The following is an 18,703-nucleotide window of genomic DNA, read 5'->3' as shown; positions in this document are numbered from 1 at the left end:
GATGGGGCAAGGCAGTCGCGCGCCCTGCATGAAATATGCAATATTCGCAGCAGCTTGCTGGCGCAGACCAAAGGGGAACCGGCTATTCCCTAATTTTTGGGAATATCGAAATTTAGGCGAATCGGGCATTCAGAGGGCAAGCGGTCGCGTTAATTAGTGATCTTCCTCCCGGTGCAGTGGTCGCTTTGGTTGTTAAAGAGTTGCTGGTTTCGAGGGTCAGCCTGACTGAGTTTCATGCAGGCAGACAAGCGGTAAGCTCTATGACTGTGTGATGAGCAGCTTGCCGCCTCTCTGGCGCCGCCCTGGTCCTGGCTTCAGGCAACTGAAGTAGGGCGGGCGGCGCCATCGCTACTCTGGAGGAGGACGACCGCATGACGCGGCACCCGCGTTTCCCCGATCAACTGGCCCGTTCTGATCGCCGCATGTTCCTTGCTGCCGGATTGGCTGCGCTCGGTCTGCCGCGCATCGCACAGGCCCAGTTGGCCGGGCGGCCCATGCTGAAGATCACCGCGCCGGATGGTACCGTGACCGAACTTGACGAAGAGGGCTTCGCCCGCCTGCCCTGGCATGAGGTGACGACCCATACCCGCTGGACCGACGGACCGCAGCAGTTTCGCGGGCCCTTGCTGCGGGATGTGCTGGAACTCGCGGGGGCGGGAGAGGGCGTCTTGCAGGGCCGTGAATTGCGCATGACCGCGATGAACGAGTTTCAGGTCGATATCCCGGCCTCGGATGCCTGGGACTTCCGCCCGATCCTTGCGCGAGAGATGAACGGGCGCACCATGCGCATCCGCGACAAGGGGCCGATCTGGCTGATCTATCCGCGCGACGACATTGCGGCCTTACAGAACCCGGTCATTGATGAACGCTGGATCTGGCAGCTTGTGGATATCACGGTCATCTGATGCTGAAACAGGCCTACGCCCTTGCTGCCCTGACTGTCGCAAGTTTCGTGGCCCTTCTGGTCTATGCCTTTCTGAACCTTGTCGGCATCCAGCGCGAATTGCAGCAGGAACTGGTCGATGCCAATCTGTGGTCTACCGCGCAGGCCGAGCGGGAGACGCAGCAATTGATGATCGCGCTGGCAGGCGGCTTTGCCGATCCGGCCAATAACGATGTCTCATTGCGGTTTGAGATCCTCTACAGCCGGGTCGCGTTGCTGGCAGAGGGGCCGCAGTTGGCCTATTTCCGCTCGGCCGGGTTTGAACCGGTGGTGACCGAGGCGCAGCGCCTGCTGGCCGAACTTGACGATATGCTGGCCACCCCCCTGACGGATGACGACAGCCGCAGCCGGTTTTTGCAGCGCACGGCCGAACTGGCGGATGAACTGCGGACCCTGTCAAATGCCACCAACCTTCAGGAACGCACCGAACGTCTGGAACGCCGCGACGGGCAAAGCGATGCGATGCGGCTTTTGCTGGTCGCGGTGGTGGGGATCTTCGTGACCGGGGCACTGATGGCGGGCCTGTTGCTGAGCAATATCCGCAGACTGGTGCAGGCGCGCACAGAATTGCAGCGTCATCAGGCGACTTTGGAAGAGAAGATCGAACAGCGCACGCATGCGTTGAAGGAAGCACTGGAGGTCGAGCGCCGCGCCAAGGATGTCTATCGCAGTTTCATCGTGACGGTCTCGCATCAGTTCCGCACGCCGGTTTCGATCATTCATATGATCGCGCAGCGCCAGATCCGGAACGGCGGCGCGGGAATGACCGACGATCTGCGCCGTCGCTTCGTGCGGATATTCGAGGCGGCCGAGCGGCTGGAAAAGCTGATGGGGGCGTTTCTGGATTCCGCCCGGATCGACGGTCGCGCCGGAGAGGCGTCACGCCGCGATCTGGATCTTGGCCGGTTGGTCGAGGATGCGCTGGATCAGATCCGCGCCGCCCATCCCGACCGGGTGATTCTGGCCGAACTCGACCCGGGGCCCCTGAAGGTCGAGGGCGATCCGGTCCTTCTGGAACAGGTCCTGCTGAACCTTCTGACCAATGCCGTGAAATATTCTTCCGCCCCGGCCCCGATCCATGTTTCAACCCGAAGTCAGGGCCGGATTCTGCGTTTCTGCGTCCGCGATCAGGGGGTTGGCGTCCCCTCAGATGCCCAGCTTGCCATCTTTGATCGGTTCTACCGCGCCCCGAATGTTCACCGTCTGCCCGGAGTAGGGGTAGGATTGAGCCTTGCGCGTGATATCGTTGTCCAGCATGGAGGGGTCATAAGTCTGACTTCTCAGGAAGGAGTCGGATCGACATTCACCGTCGCATTGCCGGGGGCTGGAGGCCGCATATATGACGAAGGAGAGCCAGCCGGCGACAATTCTCTGTGTCGAGGATGAGGAAGTCCTGCTTGAGGAATTCGAGGAGGAACTTCTGTCGCGTGGCTATCGGGTTCTGACCGCGACAACCAGCGATGAGGCCGAACAGATCCTGTCGACAACCGCGCCCGATATCGTGCTTTGTGATGTCATGCTGCCGGGGCGCAACGGGTTTGAACTGCTGACCGATCTGCGCCGCGCGGGCCGTCTGTCGGACCGGACCGCCTTTATCTTCGTAACCGCCCTGTCCGATCGCGAACCGCATCTGGAAGGCTTGCGCGCCGGGGCGCATGATTACATCACCAAACCGGTGGATCTGGATCTGCTGCATCTGAAGCTGGAAAACACGCTGGCCTTTGCCAAGGCGCTGCGTGACGGCACAGCCGTCAGTCCGCGCCCCGATGTCCATCTTTCCCCGCGTGAGGAACAGGTGCTGTCCCTGCTGGGGGCGGGGGAGCGGACCGTGGGCATCGCCCATGTGCTTGATATCTCGGAACACACGGTCAATCAGTATATCAAGGAACTCTATCGCAAACTGGGCCTTGGCAACCGCGCCGATGCGGCGCGGGCGGCGATTGCAATGGGTCTGGTCAAACCCTTCCGCTAGGCAGGAAATCGCGCCGAATGCAAAGGGCCGCCCCTGTCGGGACGGCCCCTGACGCCGGATCTGCGCAGGCAGTGTTCAGGGACAGCGATCAGCGATAGACCACCGAAGGCAGCCATGTGACCAGCCCCGGAAAGATGAACAGCAGCGCGATGGCAAGGATCTGCAGCAGCACGAAGGGGATCGCGCCGCGATAGATTTCCATCGTGCTGACCGAATTGGGTGCCACGCCCCGCAGATAGAACAGCGCGAAACCGAAAGGCGGCGTCAGGAACGAGGTCTGCAGGTTCACCCCCACCATCACGCCCAGCCAGATCGGCTCGACCCCCAGTGCCAGCAGGACAGGCGCGGCAATCGGGATCACGATGAAGATGATCTCGAACGTGTCCAGAATGAAGCCCAGCACGAACATGATCATCATGACCACGATCATGGCCCCCATGGCCCCGCCGGGAAGGCCGGTCAGGAATTCCTCAACCAGATTGTCGCCGCCCATCTGGCGGAAGACGATGGCAAAGATCGAGGCCCCGAACAGGATGATGAACACCATCGAGGTGATCGTCGCGGTGCTGATCGCGGTTTCACGCAGGATCGAGAACCGCAACCGACCCCGCAGAAGCGCCAGCAGCGTCGCCCCCACCGCGCCGACCGAGGCAGCCTCGGTTGGGGTGGCGATACCACCAAGGATCGAGCCCAGAACCATCATGATCAGCAAGAGCGGCGGCACCAATGCGGTGATCACCTCGCGCCACAGATGCTTGCGGTCTTCGGGCGCGACCGGGGTCGCGGGGCAGCTTTCAGGATCGGTGATGGCCTTGAAGACGATGAACAGCAGATATAGACCGACCAGCAGCAACCCCGGAATGAAGGCCCCCGCGAACAGGTCGCCGACTGAAACCGAGGTCGGGGCGAAATTGCCCTTGGCCATCTGCACCTGTGCATGGATCCCCGCGATCATGTCGCCCATGAAGATCAGCACGGTCGAGGGCGGGATGATCTGGCCCAGCGTGCCGCTGGCACAGATTACCCCGGTGGCCAGCGTCGGCTTGTATCCGGCCTTGAGCATGGCCGGAAGCGAGATCAGGCCCATGGTGACCACGGTCGCGCCGACAACGCCGGTCGAGGCCGCGAGGAGCGCGCCCACCAGCACGACCGAAATGCCCAGCCCCCCGTTCATATTGCCGAACATCTTGCCCATCGTGGTCAGAAGCTGTTCGGCAATGCGGGATTTCTCCAGCATCACGCCCATGAAGATGAACAGCGGCACCGCGACCAGCACCTCATTCGTCATATAGCCGATATAGCGGCCCGCCAGCGCGCCGAAATTCGACGGATCGAACACCCCGAACCAGATGCCTGCCAGCGCGAAAAGCAGCGAAGTTCCGGCCAGTGTGAAGGCCACTGGAAAGCCCAGCATCAGCATGCCGATGACGCCGAAGAACATGAGACCGGCGAGGATCTCGCCCAGCAGAACGGGGTCCATCACGGTCACTCCTGATCGTATTTGTAGCGGAAATCCTCGGGCACCAGATCCTCGCGTCTCACAAGGATCAGCACCGACCGGATCAGCATCGAAATGCCCTGCAGCGCGATCAGAACGGCAAAGCCAAGGATGAAGCTGCGCAGGATGTAAAGCCCCGGCATCCCGCCAACATTGGCTGAAGGCTCGAACCGAGCCCAGGACCGCATCACATTCGGATAGGCATAGATCCAGATCACGACCATGAAGGGCAGCAGGAACAGACAGACCCCGATTAGATCCATCACCGCACGGCGCCGGTCCGACGCGGTGCGGAAAAAGATATCCACCCGCACATGGTCATTGCGATAAAGCGCGAAGGCGGCCACAGCGGTGAACATCGCGCCATTCAGCCAGACATAAAGATCCTGCATCCAGAGCCGGGTCTGCCCGAAGAAATACCGTTCGATCACCACCCAGAAACAGACCACGAAAATCGCGATGGCCAGCCATGAAAAGGCATGGCCGATGATGATGTTGATGCGGTTGATCGTCCGCATCACCAGTGCAAGTAGCTCCACCTCGGCCCTCCCGTCGCGCGTCCCGTTGGCCGGGCGCGATCTGTGCATTCGCGCTGGCTAGTAAGGCGTCGGCCCCCTGTTTGTCCAGTAATGATTGAGGGGCCGCGCGGGCGGCGGGCCTGTCGGGGGCAGGGGCTCAGCCCTGCGGGGCGTTGCGGCTGCTGCGATCAATCTGTCCGGCCAGATTCCGATAGCGCGCGAAGGCCGCATCATGGATCGCGGTACGGTCAGGATCGGGGCGGAAGGTCGCGCGGATCGTCACCTGCGGAAGCGCCGTGTCGCCCTGCAGTGCCGCGATGGCCAGAAAAGCCGCCCCAAGAGCGGATTCGCCGTGATCGACCAGTTCCAGCGGGCGGTTCAGCACATCCGACAGGATCTGTGGCCAGATGCTGCCGCGTGTCACCCCGCCCGCAAGGCGCATGGCCCTGCCGGGCGGCAGCGGCAGGTCCAGCCGCGCGATACAATCGCGCAGGGAATAGGCGACCCCTTCCATCACCGCGCGCAGGAAATGCCCGCGCCCATGCCCGCCATGCAGCCCCGAGAAAGACCCCCGCATATCGGGGTTCCAATAGGGCGCGCGTTCGCCCTGCAGATAGGGGTGGAACAGCATGCCATCGGCCCCGGGCGGGGTTGCGGCCACCTCGGTATCGGTTTCGGCATGGGAAAGCCCGCCCCAAAGCGCGCGCGCCCATTGCAGCGCCACCGCGCCGGAATTGGTGCCAGCCTGATGGAAATGTCCCGGGCCGGGCGCTTGCGGATAGCACAAAAGCCCCGGACGCGCCGCCGCCGGACCGGGCACAAGGATCGCGGCCGAGGATCCGATCCGCAGAATCGGCGGGGTTGCCTCGGCCCGGCCCGCGCAGGCGGTGATCTCGGCGGCACTGTCCAGCCCGCCGCTGACCACCGGCACGCCCCGGGGCAGGCCGAAGAGGTCGCGACCCCCGCCCGTCTTGCCGACGATGGTGGAGGGCGCGGTTACGGGGGGCAGGGCTTGGGGGGGCAGTCCCGCCAGCGCGGCAAGATCGTGGTCCCAGCCCGCCCCCGATCTGTCACCGGAGCCGGCACCGGTGACAGGCCCGCAATGCAGGTCGCCGCGATGCATCAGCGTGGCCACCGCCGAGGTCAGATCCATCTGCATCTGCCCGGTCAGAAGCCAGATCAGATAATCCTTGCTGCTCAGCAGCATTGTCACCCGGGAAATCGCCTCGGGTTCATGGCGGCGAACCCACATCAGTTGCGGCAGCGTCCATGTGCAGGAGGGCGCGTTGCAGGTGACGCGGCGGATATGGTCGCCATGGCGGGCCTGAAGCTCTGCCACCTCATCGCTGCTGCGCTGGTCGCTCCACAGGATCGCGGGGCGGATCACCGCCCCCGCATCATCCAGCAGAACCGGCAGATGCGCCGCTGAACAAAACCCGATTGCGGCCAACCGGTCCAGCGCATCGGGCGCGCTGGCCTGCAAGTCAGCGATGCAGTCGCGCAGCGCGCGGCACCATTCGGCGGGGTCCTGTTCGCTCCAGCCGATTGCGGGGCGCAGCGTGGGATAGGGGGCCGACGCCTCGGCCAGCACCTGCCCCGCGCTGTCGGTCAGCACGGCCTTCAGGCTGCTTGTCCCCAGATCGAGGCCCAGCCATGTGGGGGCGGTCATTGGTCTTGTCCCCCGGTCCGGTCGGGCAACGCGGCCAGCGCGGCCTTCAGCCCCGATTGCAGCGCGGCAAGGTCGGTTGTCGCCGAAACCAGATGCAGCCCCTGCGGCACCAGCGCGCGGGCCGTGGCCCAGTCAGTGGTCTGGAGACCTGCATATTTGCCATGCCTGCGACAGGCGGCAAGGATTGCCGCGACATGGCCCGCCATTTCGGGCGCGGTCAGATCGGGGTCGATACCGCAGCTGACGCTCAGATCCGAAGGGCCGATAAAGGCCATGTCCACGCCTTCAACCGACAGAATGTCGTCCAGCGCACCCAAGGCGGTGGCGGTTTCGATCTGCACCGCGATCAGGATCTCGGCATTGGCCCGGGCGGTGTATTCGGCGGCGCGCACGCGGGTAAATCCGCTATGGGCGCGCGACAGGCTGACCCCGCGCGACCCCGCGGGCGGGTAATGGCAATACTCCACAATGGCGCGGGCCTGATCGCCGCTTTCGACACGCGGCACGACGACGCCCGCCGCGCCCATCTCAAGCGGGGTCAGAAAGGCATCGCGGCGGATCTCGGGCACGCGGACCAAGGGCTGACAGCGCCCGCCCCGGAACCCGGCGACCATCCCGGCCAGAAGATCGGCACCGTAACTGCCATGCTCCTGATCGAGGATCGCGAAATCCATGCCCGAGGCATCAAGGATCGCGCCCAGAAAGGGGGTCTTGAGTTCCGAGACCATCAGCCCGCGCAACAATGTCCCCGAGGCAAGGGCGGGTTTCATCCAGGGGACGGTGATGGGCATGGGCAGGGTCTTTCGCATCAGGGTCAGCGCGGCGCGGTTGGGTATTTGCGGTCACGGGTTGCGCAGCCATAGCAGGGCAGGGCGCGCAAATCAGCAGCAAATGCCCGCAGAACCGGCAAAAATGCCCGTTGCGACTGCAGACCGCCGCCCGCCTGAGCATGCGGCACCGCCATCAGGGCTTGATCCGGCGGCATCGGCTCGCATAGATGGGGCGGCGAAACAGAAAGCACAGAAAGCCTTGTCACGGGGGGCTGCCGGTCCTCGGGATCGCAGCGCCGGGCGGGGTGGACGGTAACCGGTTCTGCGGGCAGGGTTCCGCAGCTTTTGGGAGGAAGACCAAGATGGACAGACGCTCGTTTCTGAGAACCTCGGCCCTTGGCGGCACCGCCGCTGCGGCCAGCACCCTTGCCGCCCCGGCCGTGGCGCAGGGCCGCATGACCTGGCGCATGGTCACGACCTGGCCGAAAAACTTTCCGGGTCTGGGCGTGGGCGCGCAGCGTCTGGCCGACCGGATCACGGCCGCCAGCGACGGGGCGCTGACCGTTCAGGTCTTTGCCGCCGGTGAGATGGTGCCGCCCTTGCAGGCGCTGGATGCGGTGATCGACCAATCCGCCGAGATGAGCCATGGCGCCGCCTATTACTGGCAGAACAAATCCGTGGGCCTGTCCTTCTTCACCGGCGTTCCCTTCGGCATGACCTCGCGCGAACTGACCGCCTGGGTGCGCCATATGGGCGGGCAGGAAATCTGGGACGAGATCTATGACCAGTTCGGTCTGCAGGGCTTCCTGTCGGGCGATACCGGCACGCAGGCGGGCGGCTGGTTCCGCAACGAACTGACCGGTCTGCAGGATGTGCAGGGCCTGCGCTTCCGCACCCCCGGTCTGGGCGGGCAGGTCTGGCAGAAGATCGGCGCGTCAGTCACCAACCTTGCCGCTGGCGAAATCTTTGCCGCGCTGCAATCGGGCGCGCTGGATGCGGCCGAATTCGTGGGGCCGTATAATGACCTGGCACTTGGTTTCCATCAGGTCTGCAAGCATTACTACACCTCCTCCTTCATCGAGCCCGGCCTTGCGACCGAATGCGTTGTGGACAAGGCGAAGTTTCAGGCGCTGCCTGCGAACCTGCAGGCCATCGTGCGCGATGCCTGTGCTGCGGAATATGACAATGTCGCCGCCGATTTCGCGGCCAATGACCCGCGGGCGCTGCAGACGCTGGTCAATGACCATGGCGTGACGCTGCATTCGGAATTCCCCGAGGATATCCTCGAGGCCGCAGCGAAAGGCGCGCAGGAACTGGTGACGGAACTTCTGGACAGCAGCGATGCGCTGACCAAGAAGACCGCCGAAAGCTTTGTCGAGGCGCTGCGCATCGTGCGTCAGAAGACCGAAGGCACCGATCGCGGCTTTGTCGAGGCGCGCCAGAAATACATCAGCTACTGATCGCAGGCCATCGCGTGACAGTCAGAAGGCCCGGGCATCTGCCCGGGCCTTTTCCATTTCCCGGGTCTTTTCCATCCGGAGTGCCGGAGCGGATGGCACCACCGGTTTGAGTCATGCCTTGTTAAATTCACGCCTTGTTAACCAGACCTGCCGCAGATTTGGCCGGAAGGTGGTGACGATGCGGATGGTTGTGGCAGTTCTGGTCTGGATCGGTCTGGCCACCGCAGGTCAGGCCGGTCCATGGCCCCGGGATCGCGGCGATGGTTTCATCGCGCTGACCACTGACGGCATGCGCCGACAGGTCTATGCCGAGTACGGGATTGGCTTTGATCTGACGCTGGGGGTCGAGGTCACGCAGATCCGCGGCCATGCCTATCCGGTCATTGCGGGCTTTGTCCGCCGCCCGCTCTGGCGGGGAAAGGGGGGCTGGATCCTGTCGATGGAAACCGGTCTGGAATCGCGCGAAAGCCATGCCGCGCGAAGCTGGGCACATATGGCGGGCACGCGCGAACTTGCCGCGCGGGCGGGGCTGTCCTGGGGACGTGGGTTTGAAAGCCGCTGGGGCGATGGCTGGATGGTGGTCGATGCGCAGGTTGAGCGTGTCCTGACCATAGACTGGATTGCCGCGCGCCACAGCGCCAAACTGGACGCGACCATCGGCATTGCGTGGGGGGAACGTCTGAAACTGATGCTTCAGGCGCAGGGATGGATGCGTCAGGGCGGCAGCCCCCTTGTCAGGATCGAACCGGCGGTGGCTTTTCGCCTTGGTCCGGCGCATCTGCTTGCCGCGCCCTCGGTCGGGGTGGTGGGGCCGCGCGATCCGCGGTTCAAGCTGGGTCTGTGGCTTGAGTTCTGACCCGGTCCAGAAAACTTCGCAGCACTGCCAGTGATTCCGGTTCATCCAGAAACGGAATATGCGCGCGGTCCGGCACATCGGCAAAAATCATGTCGGGGCGGCGGTGGCGCATTTCCGCCGCGGTGGCAGGCGTCAGAAGATCCGAATTCGCGCCCCGGATCAGCGCCAGCGGCAGGCCAGCGCAGGCATCAAACAAAGGCCAGAGATCGGCCTCGGGGCCTTTGAAAGCGGCCAGAAACGCCTCGCGCAGTGCCGGGTCATAAGTGATGCGCAGCCCCTTGTCGCTGGCGGTGTAATGCAGCCGTGCCTCGGCCAGCCAGCGATCAAGCGGCACATTGGCAAATCCCGGCATGTTGCGCGGCAGCGCTGCGGCCAGTTCCGCATGGGAACCGGCGCGCGGATTGCGCCCGACATAATCCATGATGCGCTCCAGCCCCGACCGGGCGATCTCGGGGCCGATATCGTTCAGGCAGATGCCTGCCAGACGGTCCTTTGCAGTGGCGGCCAGCAGCATCGCGATCAACCCCCCGCGCGATGTGCCCAGCACCGCCGCCCGCGCCACCCCCAGATGGTCCAGCAGATCCAGCGCGTCGCGCGCCTCTTGCGGCACCGTGTAGCTGGCGGCACCCGTCCGGTCACTTTGCCCGCGCCCGCGATAATCCATGCGGATCAGGCGGCAGGGCGGCAGATGCGGGATCATGTAGTCGAAATCGCCCATCGTCCGCGTCAGCCCTGCCAGACACAGCAGGGGAATGCCCTCCCCCTCATCACGATAGGCAAGGAGGGCACCATCGGCAGCGGTGAAAAAACGGGTCATTGCAACTCCGGCAGGTCGGGGATGGAGGAGAGGTCAGGCAGGATGCGCCCCGGGCGGCCCGGCAGGCGGTCAACGGGCAGGCCCGCGCGCTTGACCCAGACCGTGTTGAAACCAAAGGCGGCCGCCCCGGCGATATCCCAGCCGTTGGAGGAGATGAACAGCCCCGCAGCCGGGGGCAGGCCGAACCGCGCCTCGACCAGCCCGTAAACCTCGGGCGCGGGTTTGAACCGGCCCACACTTTCCACAGAAAGCACCGCATCCAGCCGGTCGCCGATCCCTGCCGAGGCAATGGCGGCCTTCAGCATGGCCGGGCTGCCATTCGACAGGATCGCCGTGGTCAGCCCGCGCGCCTTCAGCCGGGTCAGCATTCCGGGCACTTCGGGATAGGCGGGCAGATGGTCATACAGCGCCAGCAGCCTTGCGCGCAGCCCGTCATCGGCAAGACCCGCCGCCTCCATCGCCCAGTCCAATGCATCGGCGGTCACCTGCGCGAAATCGCAATGGGGGCCGGTGATGGCGCGCTGCCATGTGTATTCCAGCTGCTTGGCCCGCCAGTCCTGCGCCAGACGCGGCCAGCAGGCGGTCAGCGCCGCGCCCCCGGGTTCGGCTGCGGCAAGCCGTGCAGCACCCGCCACATCGAACAGCGTGCCATAGGCATCGAATATGCACAGATCCGGTTTCATGGCCGCAGCCTGTCACAGCGCCGCCATTTGGAAAAGGGGGAGGCGCGGCAATAGCGTCGCTTGCGACAGCGCCCGCCAGCGCCTAAACCCGAACCCGGTCCGCAAGCAGGGGGTGGCATGGCAGACGGGATGAATGAGCAACGCGACAGCTCAAAGCGCGTTGGCGCGTTGCGGGGGCTTCTGCCCTATCTGGCACCCTATCGCGGCCAGACGCTGGCCGCCTTTGGCGCGCTGGTGCTGACGGCCGTGGTGGCCCTTGCCCTGCCTTTGGCCGTGCGCCGTGTGGTCGACGGGTTCAACGAGGATCGCGCGGCGCTGCTGGATCAGTATTTTCTGGCCTCGCTGGCGATTGCGGCGCTGCTGGCCGTGGGAACGGGGCTGCGCTATTTCCTTGTGACCCGGCTGGGGGAACGGGTTGTCGCCGATATCCGCCGCGCGCTGTTCGACCGGGTCATCGGGATGAGTCCTGCCTTCTTTGAACGCATCCTGACCGGAGAGGTCCTGTCGCGCATCACCACGGATACGACGCTGATCCTGTCGGTGATCGGGTCCTCGGTCTCGGTTGCTCTGCGCAATGTGCTTATCCTGCTGGGCGGGCTGGTGGCGCTTATGTTCACCTCGGCAAAACTGACCGGGCTGGTCCTGCTGATCGTTCCGGCGGTCGTGGTGCCGATCATCGTTCTGGGGCGCCGTCTGCGCGCGCTCAGCCGTGAGAATCAGGACTGGATCGCGGTCAGTTCCGGCAATGCCTCCGAGGCGCTTTTGTCGGTGCAGGCGGTGCAGTCCTTCACCCATGAAGCCCCCTCGCGTCGGACCTTCGGCGATGTGACCGAGAAAAGTTTCATTTCGGCCCGCAAGCGCATCGGCACCCGGGCGGTGATGACCGCGATCGTGATCTTTCTGGTCTTCACCGGTGTGGTCGGTGTGTTGTGGATCGGCGCGCGGGATGTGCGCGCGGGGGTGATGTCGCCGGGGGAACTGGTGCAGTTCCTGATCTATGCGGTGATGGTTGCAGGCTCGGTCGGCGCCTTGTCGGAAATCTGGGGCGAATTGCAGCGCGCGGCGGGGGCGACCGAACGGCTGGTCGAATTGCTGACGACGGATGATCCGGTGCAGGATCCGACCCAGCCACTGGCCCTGATCCGTCCTTTGCGCGGTGAGATCCGTCTGGAAGGGCTGCGCTTCCGCTATCCCGCGCGGCCCGAGGTTTCGGCGCTGGACGGGGTGGATCTGCATGTGAAACCCGGTGAGACGGTGGCTCTGGTCGGACCGTCCGGGGCAGGCAAGACCACGATCCTGCAGCTGCTGCTGCGGTTCTATGACCCGCAACAGGGCCGGATCCTGCTGGACGGGCAGGATATCGCGACGCTGGCCCGGTCGGATTTCCGGCGCGAGATCGCACTGGTGCCGCAGGATCCGGTGATCTTTGCCACCACCGCGCGGGAAAACATCCGTTTTGGCCGCCCCGATGCGACGGATGCCGAGGTTGAAACCGCCGCCCGGGCCGCGGCCGCGCATGACTTCCTGACCGCGCTGCCGCAGGGCTATGACAGCTATGTCGGCGAACGCGGGGTCATGCTGTCGGGCGGGCAGAAACAGCGCATCGCCATTGCACGCGCGATCCTGCGCGATGCCCCGGTGCTGCTGCTGGATGAGGCGACAAGCGCGCTGGATGCCGAATCTGAACGCGCGGTGCAGCAGGCGGTTGAGGATTTGTCGAAGGACCGCACGACGCTGGTGGTCGCGCATCGACTGGCCACCGTGAAGAAGGCCGACCGCATCGTGGTTTTCGATCAGGGGCGGATCGTCGCGACCGGCACGCATGAGGAACTGGTCGCCGAAGACGGGCTTTATGCGCGACTGGCACGGCTGCAATTCACCGATGGCGGGATGTGACGGGGGGAAATCGCAGGCTTTCCCCCGTGCCGCGCCAATTGGGTGATTGATCCCGCGCGCATCCCGTCCATACTGCCCCTGTCCGGGCCGTTGCGCCCGTCATTATGTGGGGAATCGATATGGGTATCTGGAGTTTCGTCAAGGATGCGGGCAAGTCGCTGTTCGGCTCAAAGGCCGAGGCGTCCGAATTGCCGCAGGAAACGGTGTTGCAGCAGGAGGTCAAGGATCTGGGGCTGGATGCCAGCGGGCTGGACATCAAGGTGGCCGAGGATGGCAAGGTTGTCGTCTCGGGCAAGGCGGTCAGTCAGGAAATGAAGGAAAAGGTCATTCTTGCCGTCGGCAATGTCGCGGGCGTGGCCGAGGTGCAGGACGACGTGCCCGATACCGAGGCTGCACCGGTCTTTCATACCGTTGTGAAGGGCGACACGCTGTCGGCCATCGCGAAGAAAACGCTGGGTAATGCCAATCGCTATCCCGAGATTTTCGAGGCCAACAAGCCGATGCTGACCCATCCCGACAAGATCTATCCGGGGCAGGTGCTGCGCATCCCGAAATCCTGATCGCAGGTACAGCCAGACCAAAGGCCGGGGCATGGCGGCTCCGGCCTTTTGCGTCATTGGCCTTTTGCGTCAGGGAAGGACCGCGGCGCCGGGGCTACGCAGCCAGAGCCCTTCACCTAGGGCAGTTTGCCCAGCGTGATTTCCACCGATTCCAGAAAGGGCAATCCGGGGTCGAACCGGCCTGATTTCAGGAAATGCAGGATTTGCGCGATCACGGTGGGGTTGTTCATCATGAAAGTGTGGGTGACCGGCAGGACCAGATGATCGGTCATGCCTTCGGCCTTCGTGTTTTCAACCGAAACCTTGCCATCATCCGCGCCGGGGATCAGCGCCGAGGCGGCGGGATTCATCGTGCGGTCGCCCGCGATCACCCCAAGGCTGAAATCCACCGGCGGCAGGCTGGCGGGGAAACTGCCCGGCCCGGTGCCCAGCTGTTCCCCCGCAGGTCCATGCACCCATTCGAAGGGCGCGAAATCGGACAGAAGATCAACCAGTTCGGACCCGCCATTGGGCGGGGCCAGCATGACGACATGGCCCAGTTCCGAGCCGCGTTCCTGCGTATCGTGATGCACCAGCCAGGCGCGGACCAGAATCCCGCCCATGGAATGCGTCACGAAATGGACCGGCAGCCCGTTGCATTCGGCGATGGCCCGGCCGACATGGTTTTCCGCCAGATCCGCGATATCATTGCTGGTCGAGGGATAGCCCCGGTTTACGACGCGGTAGCCCTGCGCTGTCAGTGCGGCCTCCATCCCGAGGAAGGAATTTTCGGTCCGGGCCAGCCCGTGCAGCAGCACGACACAGGCGGTGGGGGCGGGGGCATCAGATGCGTGGTCCTTGCCCACCAGCGCCTCACCCCGTTCCATCACGCCGGTCAGGATGTCGCCCAGATCGGTTTGCGCCGCCAGCGGCAAGGCGGCAAGGGTCAGCGCCAGAGGAAGCAGCAGGTTTTTCATGGTGCAAATATAGGCCGCGCGCGCCGATCCGCAAAGCGGGTGCTGGACAAACGTCACGTCACTTGCCAGCGTGTCACCCCATGACCGCCCGAAGCCCCTCCCCGCGCCTTGCCGTCCGCGCCCTGATCCTGCATCAGGACCGGCTGTTGCTGGTCAATGCCTATGCGGGGGGCGTGTCGGACCTGTGGTGCGCGCCGGGGGGCGGGGTGGAGATGCATTCAAGCCTGCCCGAGAACCTGATCCGTGAGGTGGCCGAGGAAACCGGGCTGCAGATTGAGGTGGGCGATCCTGCGCTGGTCAATGAATTCCACGCGCCGGGGCGGCCCTTTCATCAGGTCGATCTCTACTTCCGCGCCCGGATCGTTGCGGGGGAGTTGTCTGACGACTGGCGCGACCCCGAGGGGGTGGTGACCGAGAGGCGGTTTTTCAGCCGGGAGGAAATGCGGGGGATAAGGTTCAAGCCGGACAGCCTGATTGAGGCGGCCTGGGGGGAGGGGGTGTTGTATGATCCGCTGGAGGTGATTGTGCGGTGAGGGGGGGAAATTTGACCATTGTTATCGCGCCCGGGGGCGATCCGGTCCTGTCAGGTAGCTGTGCGGGACGAAGGGCGCGGTCAGTTCATAAATGCTTATGAGGCGGCGGCGATTCGTATTTATGCTCCATCGGGTGCTGAAATGCTCTTACGAAGTGTCTCTTTGGATGTGGCGACCTCCTTTAATGCCGAGAGACGGTGTTCCCGCCTAGCTCTGGCGATATACCACTCATCAAAAAGCATTTCCGTCAGATTTATTAATAGCCTCGCTTCTTCGGCGTCTACGGGGATGATGACACTGATGTCCTTTTCCATATGTGCGCCAATGTTTCCTATTGATCTAATGCTATCAATGGCTTCAATGCTTTCATCTGATACACCCTTTGGGGCAATGTCTTGATCTAGAAGCCGCTTTAGTTCTGCAATTTCAGCATACAGAGTTGGCTTCGCGATCTGGCAGAAGTCACGGATCATGCCTTGAAGACATCTGCGTATTAAGGTGGCAGCGGCCTTAGGGCTGAGGTCTGCAATCAAACATGCTTCGGTATAGTCTTCTCGAATTGATAAAGGAATATAGTCAGGTAATGGACGTGCGGTCCCCCGAGGTAGCAGATTCCAAGTATAGAGTTTACCCACTATTTTGTAGGTCTGGCTTGGGGTCGTGGCCACTTTTACCAAACTAGCGCTAAGTGAGGTTTTCCTGCAGGGCGGATTGACGCAGCAGATCGCTTGATAATCGAGGCCAATTGATCCCTCGGCGTTATCTCCGATGTGAAATTTACTAAGGATACGATGGATCTGATCACGTTGAATGATCTGTGCTGTCTGGCAGTATGGGCAGGTGAAATTCATCATTGCCTCGCAGGCTGCGTTAAAGTCTGGGTGCCACCACGATTTACGGCGCGGCGGTGCTGCTAACAAGTGGTGGGATATACAGCCTACACGGCCTCTTCGCGGATTGCCATTTTCACCTCTTCAGCTTGCTTGGATGCAAGCTGGCATACATTGCTACCGTCTGCTCTGGCCGCCAATCCGTCCTTCAAACACCTTGTGCCAGCTACCACCCCCCCCTCACAAATCCACATCCTCCACAAACCGCGCATTCTCCTGAATATACTGGAACCGCAATTCCGGTTTCTTGCCCATCAGCCGTTCCACCAGATCGCCGGTTTCGCCGGGTTCATCCTCATCAATGCTGACGCGGATCAGCTTGCGGGTGGCGGGGTCCATCGTGGTTTCCTTCAGGTCCTTGGCATCCATTTCGCCAAGCCCCTTGAAGCGCTGCACGTCGATCTTGCCCTTGCCGCCCAGACCCTTGGCCAGCCACAATTCCTTTTCCGCCTCATCGGGCACATACATGCGCCGCGCGCCTTGTGTCAGGCGGTACAGCGGCGGGCAGGCCAGATAAAGATGCCCCTTGTCGATCAGGGGCCGCATCTGGGTGTAGAAAAACGTCATCAGCAGCGCCGCGATATGCGCGCCATCGACATCGGCATCGGTCATGATGATGATCTTTTCATAGCGCAGATCATCCAGCTTGAACCTTGTGCCCATACCGACGCCAAGCGCCTCACAGATATCGCGGATCTCGGCATTGTCGCCCAGTTTCGACGAGGCCGCGCCCAGCACGTTCAGGATCTTGCCCTTGAGCGGCAGCAGCGCCTGTGTTTCGCGGCGGCGTGCGCCCTTGGCCGATCCGCCTGCGGAATCGCCTTCCACGATGAAAAGTTCAGTGCCCTCGCGGTTCTTTGCCGTGCAATCGGTCAGTTTTCCGGGCAGGCGCAGCTTTTTCGTCGCTGACTTGCGCGCGGTTTCCTTTTCCTGACGGCGGCGCAGGCGTTCCTCGGCGCGCAGCACCAGAAAATCAAGGATAGCACCCGCCGATTTCGTATCCGCCGCCAGCCAGTTGTCGAAATGGTCGCGCACAGCGCCCTCGACATATTTCGCGGCTTCCTCGGTCGACAGCCGGTCCTTGGTCTGGCCCACGAATTGCGGCTCGCGGATGAAGCAGGAGACCAGCGCGCAGCCCCCGGTCAGCAGATCCTCGCGCGTGATCTGCTCGGCCTTGCGGTTCTTGACCAGATCGCCATAGGCCCGGATGCCTTTCAGGATCGCGGCCCAGAAACCGGCCTCATGCGTGCCGCCCTCGGGCGTGGGCACGGTGTTGCAATAGGACTGGATGAACCCGTCGCGCGAGGGCGTCCAGTTGATCGCCCATTCGACCGAGCCGGGAACGCCGAACTTTTCCTGAAACTGCACCTTTCCGGCAAAGGGGCGGTCGGCATAGGTCGTGGCCTTTTCCATCGTGTCCGACAGGTAATCGGCCAGACCGCCGGGAAAGTGGAACACCGCCTCAAGCGGGGTTTCGCCATCATTGACGGCGGATTTCCAGCGGATTTCCACGCCCGAGAACAGATAGGCCTTGGAGCGCACCATCTTCAGCAGCCGCGCGGGCTTCAGTTGCAGCGAGCCGAAAATCTCGGCATCGGGATGGAACAGCACCGTGGTTCCGCGCCGGTTGGGGGCGGGGCCGACCTTTTCGACCGGGCCCTGCGGGATGCCACGCGAAAAGCTTTGCCGGTAAAGTTCGCGGTTGCGCGCGACCTCAACCACCATCACATCCGACAGCGCATTGACGACCGAGGCGCCGACGCCGTGCAACCCGCCCGAGGTTTCATAGGACTTGCCCGAAAACTTGCCGCCCGAATGCAGCGTGCACAGGATCACCTCAAGCGCGGATTTGCCGGGGAATTTCGGATGCGGGTCAATCGGGATGCCGCGTCCGTTATCGCGGACCGTCACCGAATGGTCGGCGTGAAGTTCAATCTCGATGCGGTTGGCATGGCCTGCCACGGCCTCATCCATCGAGTTGTCCAGCACTTCCGCGACCAGATGATGCAGCGCGCGTTCATCCGTGCCGCCGATATACATGCCCGGACGTTTGCGGACAGGTTCCAGCCCTTCCAGCACCTCGATAGAGGAGGCGTCATAGCTGTCTTGCGCCGCGGAAAGAAGGTCATGGGCCATGCGGATTGCTCGATTCTTGTTTTTGGTCTGTCAGGGCAGGATTAGACCATCCGCACCGCCAAGGCGCAAGCGGTGGTAGGGGCAAAGCCGGAAACGCCGTGTTGCGGGTCGCGCCTAAAGGTCGATCTGGGGTGGTTCCAGTGGTGCGGGATCGGCCGGTGCGGGGCGCTGCGGCGCGGACGGAACATCGGGCGGCGGCGGGGCGCCGGGTTTGCGCCGGATGATGATATCGCCATTGGGCAGCCGTTCGGGCGGGTCGTAATGGCGCACATCGCCCAGAAGTTCCGCAAGGTCGCGCGCGATGGGTTCCAGTTCCTGCAACGCGCGGCCCATTTCATCCAGCGCCGGTTCCATGTCGCGCAAGAGACCTTCGAACAGTCGCCGCAGCCCTTGCCCGATCAGGCCGGGGTCGGGTTCCTGTTCCACCTCGGGCGTGGGCAGGATCGGGCCGTCCTGCGCCATGACAGGGGCGGCGGGCAGGGCGAGTGCCGCACAGAGCAGCAGAGAGGGCAGGGGCAGCAGGGAGGGCAGCGGGTGTTTCATTCC

General features: G+C 63.4%; 18 protein-coding genes. 8 read left to right on the top strand and 10 right to left on the bottom strand.

Annotated features, from left to right (window positions below; genetic code table 11):
* The first annotated feature begins 371 nt into the window (after positions 1 to 371).
* Genes JL811_RS09275 through JL811_RS09265 form a run of 3 tightly spaced genes read left to right on the top strand, consistent with a single transcriptional unit; the run spans position 372 to position 2,915 of the window.
* Positions 372 to 905 carry a putative pterin-binding protein gene (locus JL811_RS09275; protein ID WP_237684890.1) on the top strand — a complete coding sequence of 178 codons (534 nt, stop codon included), beginning with the start codon at positions 372 to 374 and terminating at the stop codon, positions 903 to 905.
* On the top strand, positions 905 to 2,329 hold the full coding sequence (locus tag JL811_RS09270) for a sensor histidine kinase (protein ID WP_202688324.1): 1,425 nt from the start codon (positions 905 to 907) through the stop codon (positions 2,327 to 2,329). The genes JL811_RS09275 and JL811_RS09270 overlap by 1 nt, the downstream gene beginning before the upstream one ends.
* The gene (locus JL811_RS09265) at positions 2,283 to 2,915 is read left to right on the top strand and encodes a response regulator transcription factor (RefSeq protein ID WP_202688323.1); all 633 of its coding nucleotides are present in this window, start codon (positions 2,283 to 2,285) and stop codon (positions 2,913 to 2,915) included. Before JL811_RS09270 ends, JL811_RS09265 begins: the two co-directional genes overlap by 47 nt.
* An 88-nt stretch (positions 2,916 to 3,003) precedes the next feature.
* Here the strand turns inward: JL811_RS09265 and JL811_RS09260 are convergent, their stop codons facing one another.
* The 4 genes from JL811_RS09260 to JL811_RS09245 form a co-directional block, all read right to left on the bottom strand.
* Positions 3,004 to 4,395 carry a TRAP transporter large permease gene (locus JL811_RS09260; RefSeq protein ID WP_202688520.1) on the bottom strand — a complete coding sequence of 464 codons (1,392 nt, stop codon included), beginning with the start codon at positions 4,393 to 4,395 and terminating at the stop codon, positions 3,004 to 3,006.
* A 5-nt stretch (positions 4,396 to 4,400) separates the two neighbouring features.
* Positions 4,401 to 4,952 (bottom strand): TRAP transporter small permease subunit, encoded by a 552-nt coding sequence (locus JL811_RS09255; RefSeq protein WP_337924737.1) that lies wholly within the window; start codon positions 4,950 to 4,952, stop codon positions 4,401 to 4,403.
* A 136-nt stretch (positions 4,953 to 5,088) separates the two neighbouring features.
* Positions 5,089 to 6,600, bottom strand: coding sequence for a xylulokinase (locus JL811_RS09250; protein WP_202688322.1), 1,512 nt, complete (start codon positions 6,598 to 6,600; stop codon positions 5,089 to 5,091).
* Positions 6,597 to 7,391: an HpcH/HpaI aldolase family protein gene (locus tag JL811_RS09245; protein WP_202688321.1), complete on the bottom strand. Its 795-nt coding sequence runs from the start codon at positions 7,389 to 7,391 to the stop codon at positions 6,597 to 6,599. The genes JL811_RS09250 and JL811_RS09245 overlap by 4 nt, the downstream gene beginning before the upstream one ends.
* 341 nt (positions 7,392 to 7,732) lie before the next feature.
* Between JL811_RS09245 and JL811_RS09240 the strand changes: the two genes are divergently transcribed.
* Both JL811_RS09240 and JL811_RS09235 read left to right on the top strand, forming a co-directional pair.
* The gene (locus JL811_RS09240) at positions 7,733 to 8,830 is read left to right on the top strand and encodes a TRAP transporter substrate-binding protein (RefSeq protein ID WP_202688320.1); all 1,098 of its coding nucleotides are present in this window, start codon (positions 7,733 to 7,735) and stop codon (positions 8,828 to 8,830) included.
* A 178-nt stretch (positions 8,831 to 9,008) separates the two neighbouring features.
* Positions 9,009 to 9,686, top strand: a complete 678-nt coding sequence (locus JL811_RS09235; protein ID WP_202688319.1) for a hypothetical protein — start codon at positions 9,009 to 9,011, stop codon at positions 9,684 to 9,686.
* Here JL811_RS09235 and JL811_RS09230 read toward each other — a convergent pair.
* A complete protein-coding gene (locus JL811_RS09230) occupies positions 9,658 to 10,503 on the bottom strand; it encodes an alpha/beta fold hydrolase (RefSeq protein ID WP_202688318.1) in 846 nt (281 codons plus the stop codon). The two genes, JL811_RS09235 and JL811_RS09230, sit on opposite strands and share 29 nt — an antisense overlap.
* Positions 10,500 to 11,186, bottom strand: a complete 687-nt coding sequence (locus JL811_RS09225; RefSeq protein ID WP_202688317.1) for a haloacid dehalogenase type II — start codon at positions 11,184 to 11,186, stop codon at positions 10,500 to 10,502. The genes JL811_RS09230 and JL811_RS09225 overlap by 4 nt, the downstream gene beginning before the upstream one ends.
* 117 nt (positions 11,187 to 11,303) lie before the next feature.
* Here JL811_RS09225 and JL811_RS09220 point away from each other — a divergent pair, with 117 nt between their 5' ends.
* Both JL811_RS09220 and lysM read left to right on the top strand, forming a co-directional pair.
* Complete coding sequence (locus JL811_RS09220) at positions 11,304 to 13,082, top strand: ABC transporter transmembrane domain-containing protein (RefSeq protein WP_202688316.1); 1,779 nt, start codon at positions 11,304 to 11,306, stop codon at positions 13,080 to 13,082.
* A 119-nt stretch (positions 13,083 to 13,201) separates the two neighbouring features.
* A complete protein-coding gene (gene lysM / locus JL811_RS09215) occupies positions 13,202 to 13,642 on the top strand; it encodes a peptidoglycan-binding protein LysM (protein WP_202688315.1) in 441 nt (146 codons plus the stop codon).
* A gap of 116 nt (positions 13,643 to 13,758) precedes the next feature.
* Here lysM and JL811_RS09210 read toward each other — a convergent pair whose 3' ends face one another.
* Positions 13,759 to 14,655 carry an alpha/beta fold hydrolase gene (locus JL811_RS09210; protein WP_337924736.1) on the bottom strand — a complete coding sequence of 299 codons (897 nt, stop codon included), beginning with the start codon at positions 14,653 to 14,655 and terminating at the stop codon, positions 13,759 to 13,761.
* Between the two features lie 23 nt (positions 14,656 to 14,678).
* On the opposite strand from JL811_RS09210, the gene JL811_RS09205 reads away from it, so the two are divergent.
* A complete protein-coding gene (locus tag JL811_RS09205) occupies positions 14,679 to 15,131 on the top strand; it encodes an NUDIX domain-containing protein (RefSeq protein ID WP_202688314.1) in 453 nt (150 codons plus the stop codon).
* 119 nt (positions 15,132 to 15,250) lie between these two features.
* Here the strand turns inward: JL811_RS09205 and JL811_RS09200 are convergent, their stop codons facing one another.
* The 3 genes from JL811_RS09200 to JL811_RS09190 form a co-directional block, all read right to left on the bottom strand.
* The gene (locus JL811_RS09200) at positions 15,251 to 15,985 is read right to left on the bottom strand and encodes a DUF4145 domain-containing protein (RefSeq protein ID WP_202688313.1); all 735 of its coding nucleotides are present in this window, start codon (positions 15,983 to 15,985) and stop codon (positions 15,251 to 15,253) included.
* Positions 15,986 to 16,201: 216 nt separating this feature from the next.
* Positions 16,202 to 18,157 (bottom strand): DNA topoisomerase IV subunit B, encoded by a 1,956-nt coding sequence (parE, locus tag JL811_RS09195; RefSeq protein WP_202688312.1) that lies wholly within the window; start codon positions 18,155 to 18,157, stop codon positions 16,202 to 16,204.
* Positions 18,158 to 18,271: 114 nt separating this feature from the next.
* Positions 18,272 to 18,700 carry an AAA+ family ATPase gene (locus JL811_RS09190; RefSeq protein WP_237684889.1) on the bottom strand — a complete coding sequence of 143 codons (429 nt, stop codon included), beginning with the start codon at positions 18,698 to 18,700 and terminating at the stop codon, positions 18,272 to 18,274.
* Positions 18,701 to 18,703: the final 3 nt, after the last annotated feature.

Source organism: Szabonella alba, from assembly GCF_016765775.1.
Classification (GTDB): Bacteria; Pseudomonadota; Alphaproteobacteria; order Rhodobacterales; family Rhodobacteraceae; genus Szabonella; species Szabonella alba.
The sequence above is the reverse complement of the archived record's forward strand: the minus strand, read 5'-3'. Positions and strand labels throughout refer to the sequence as shown.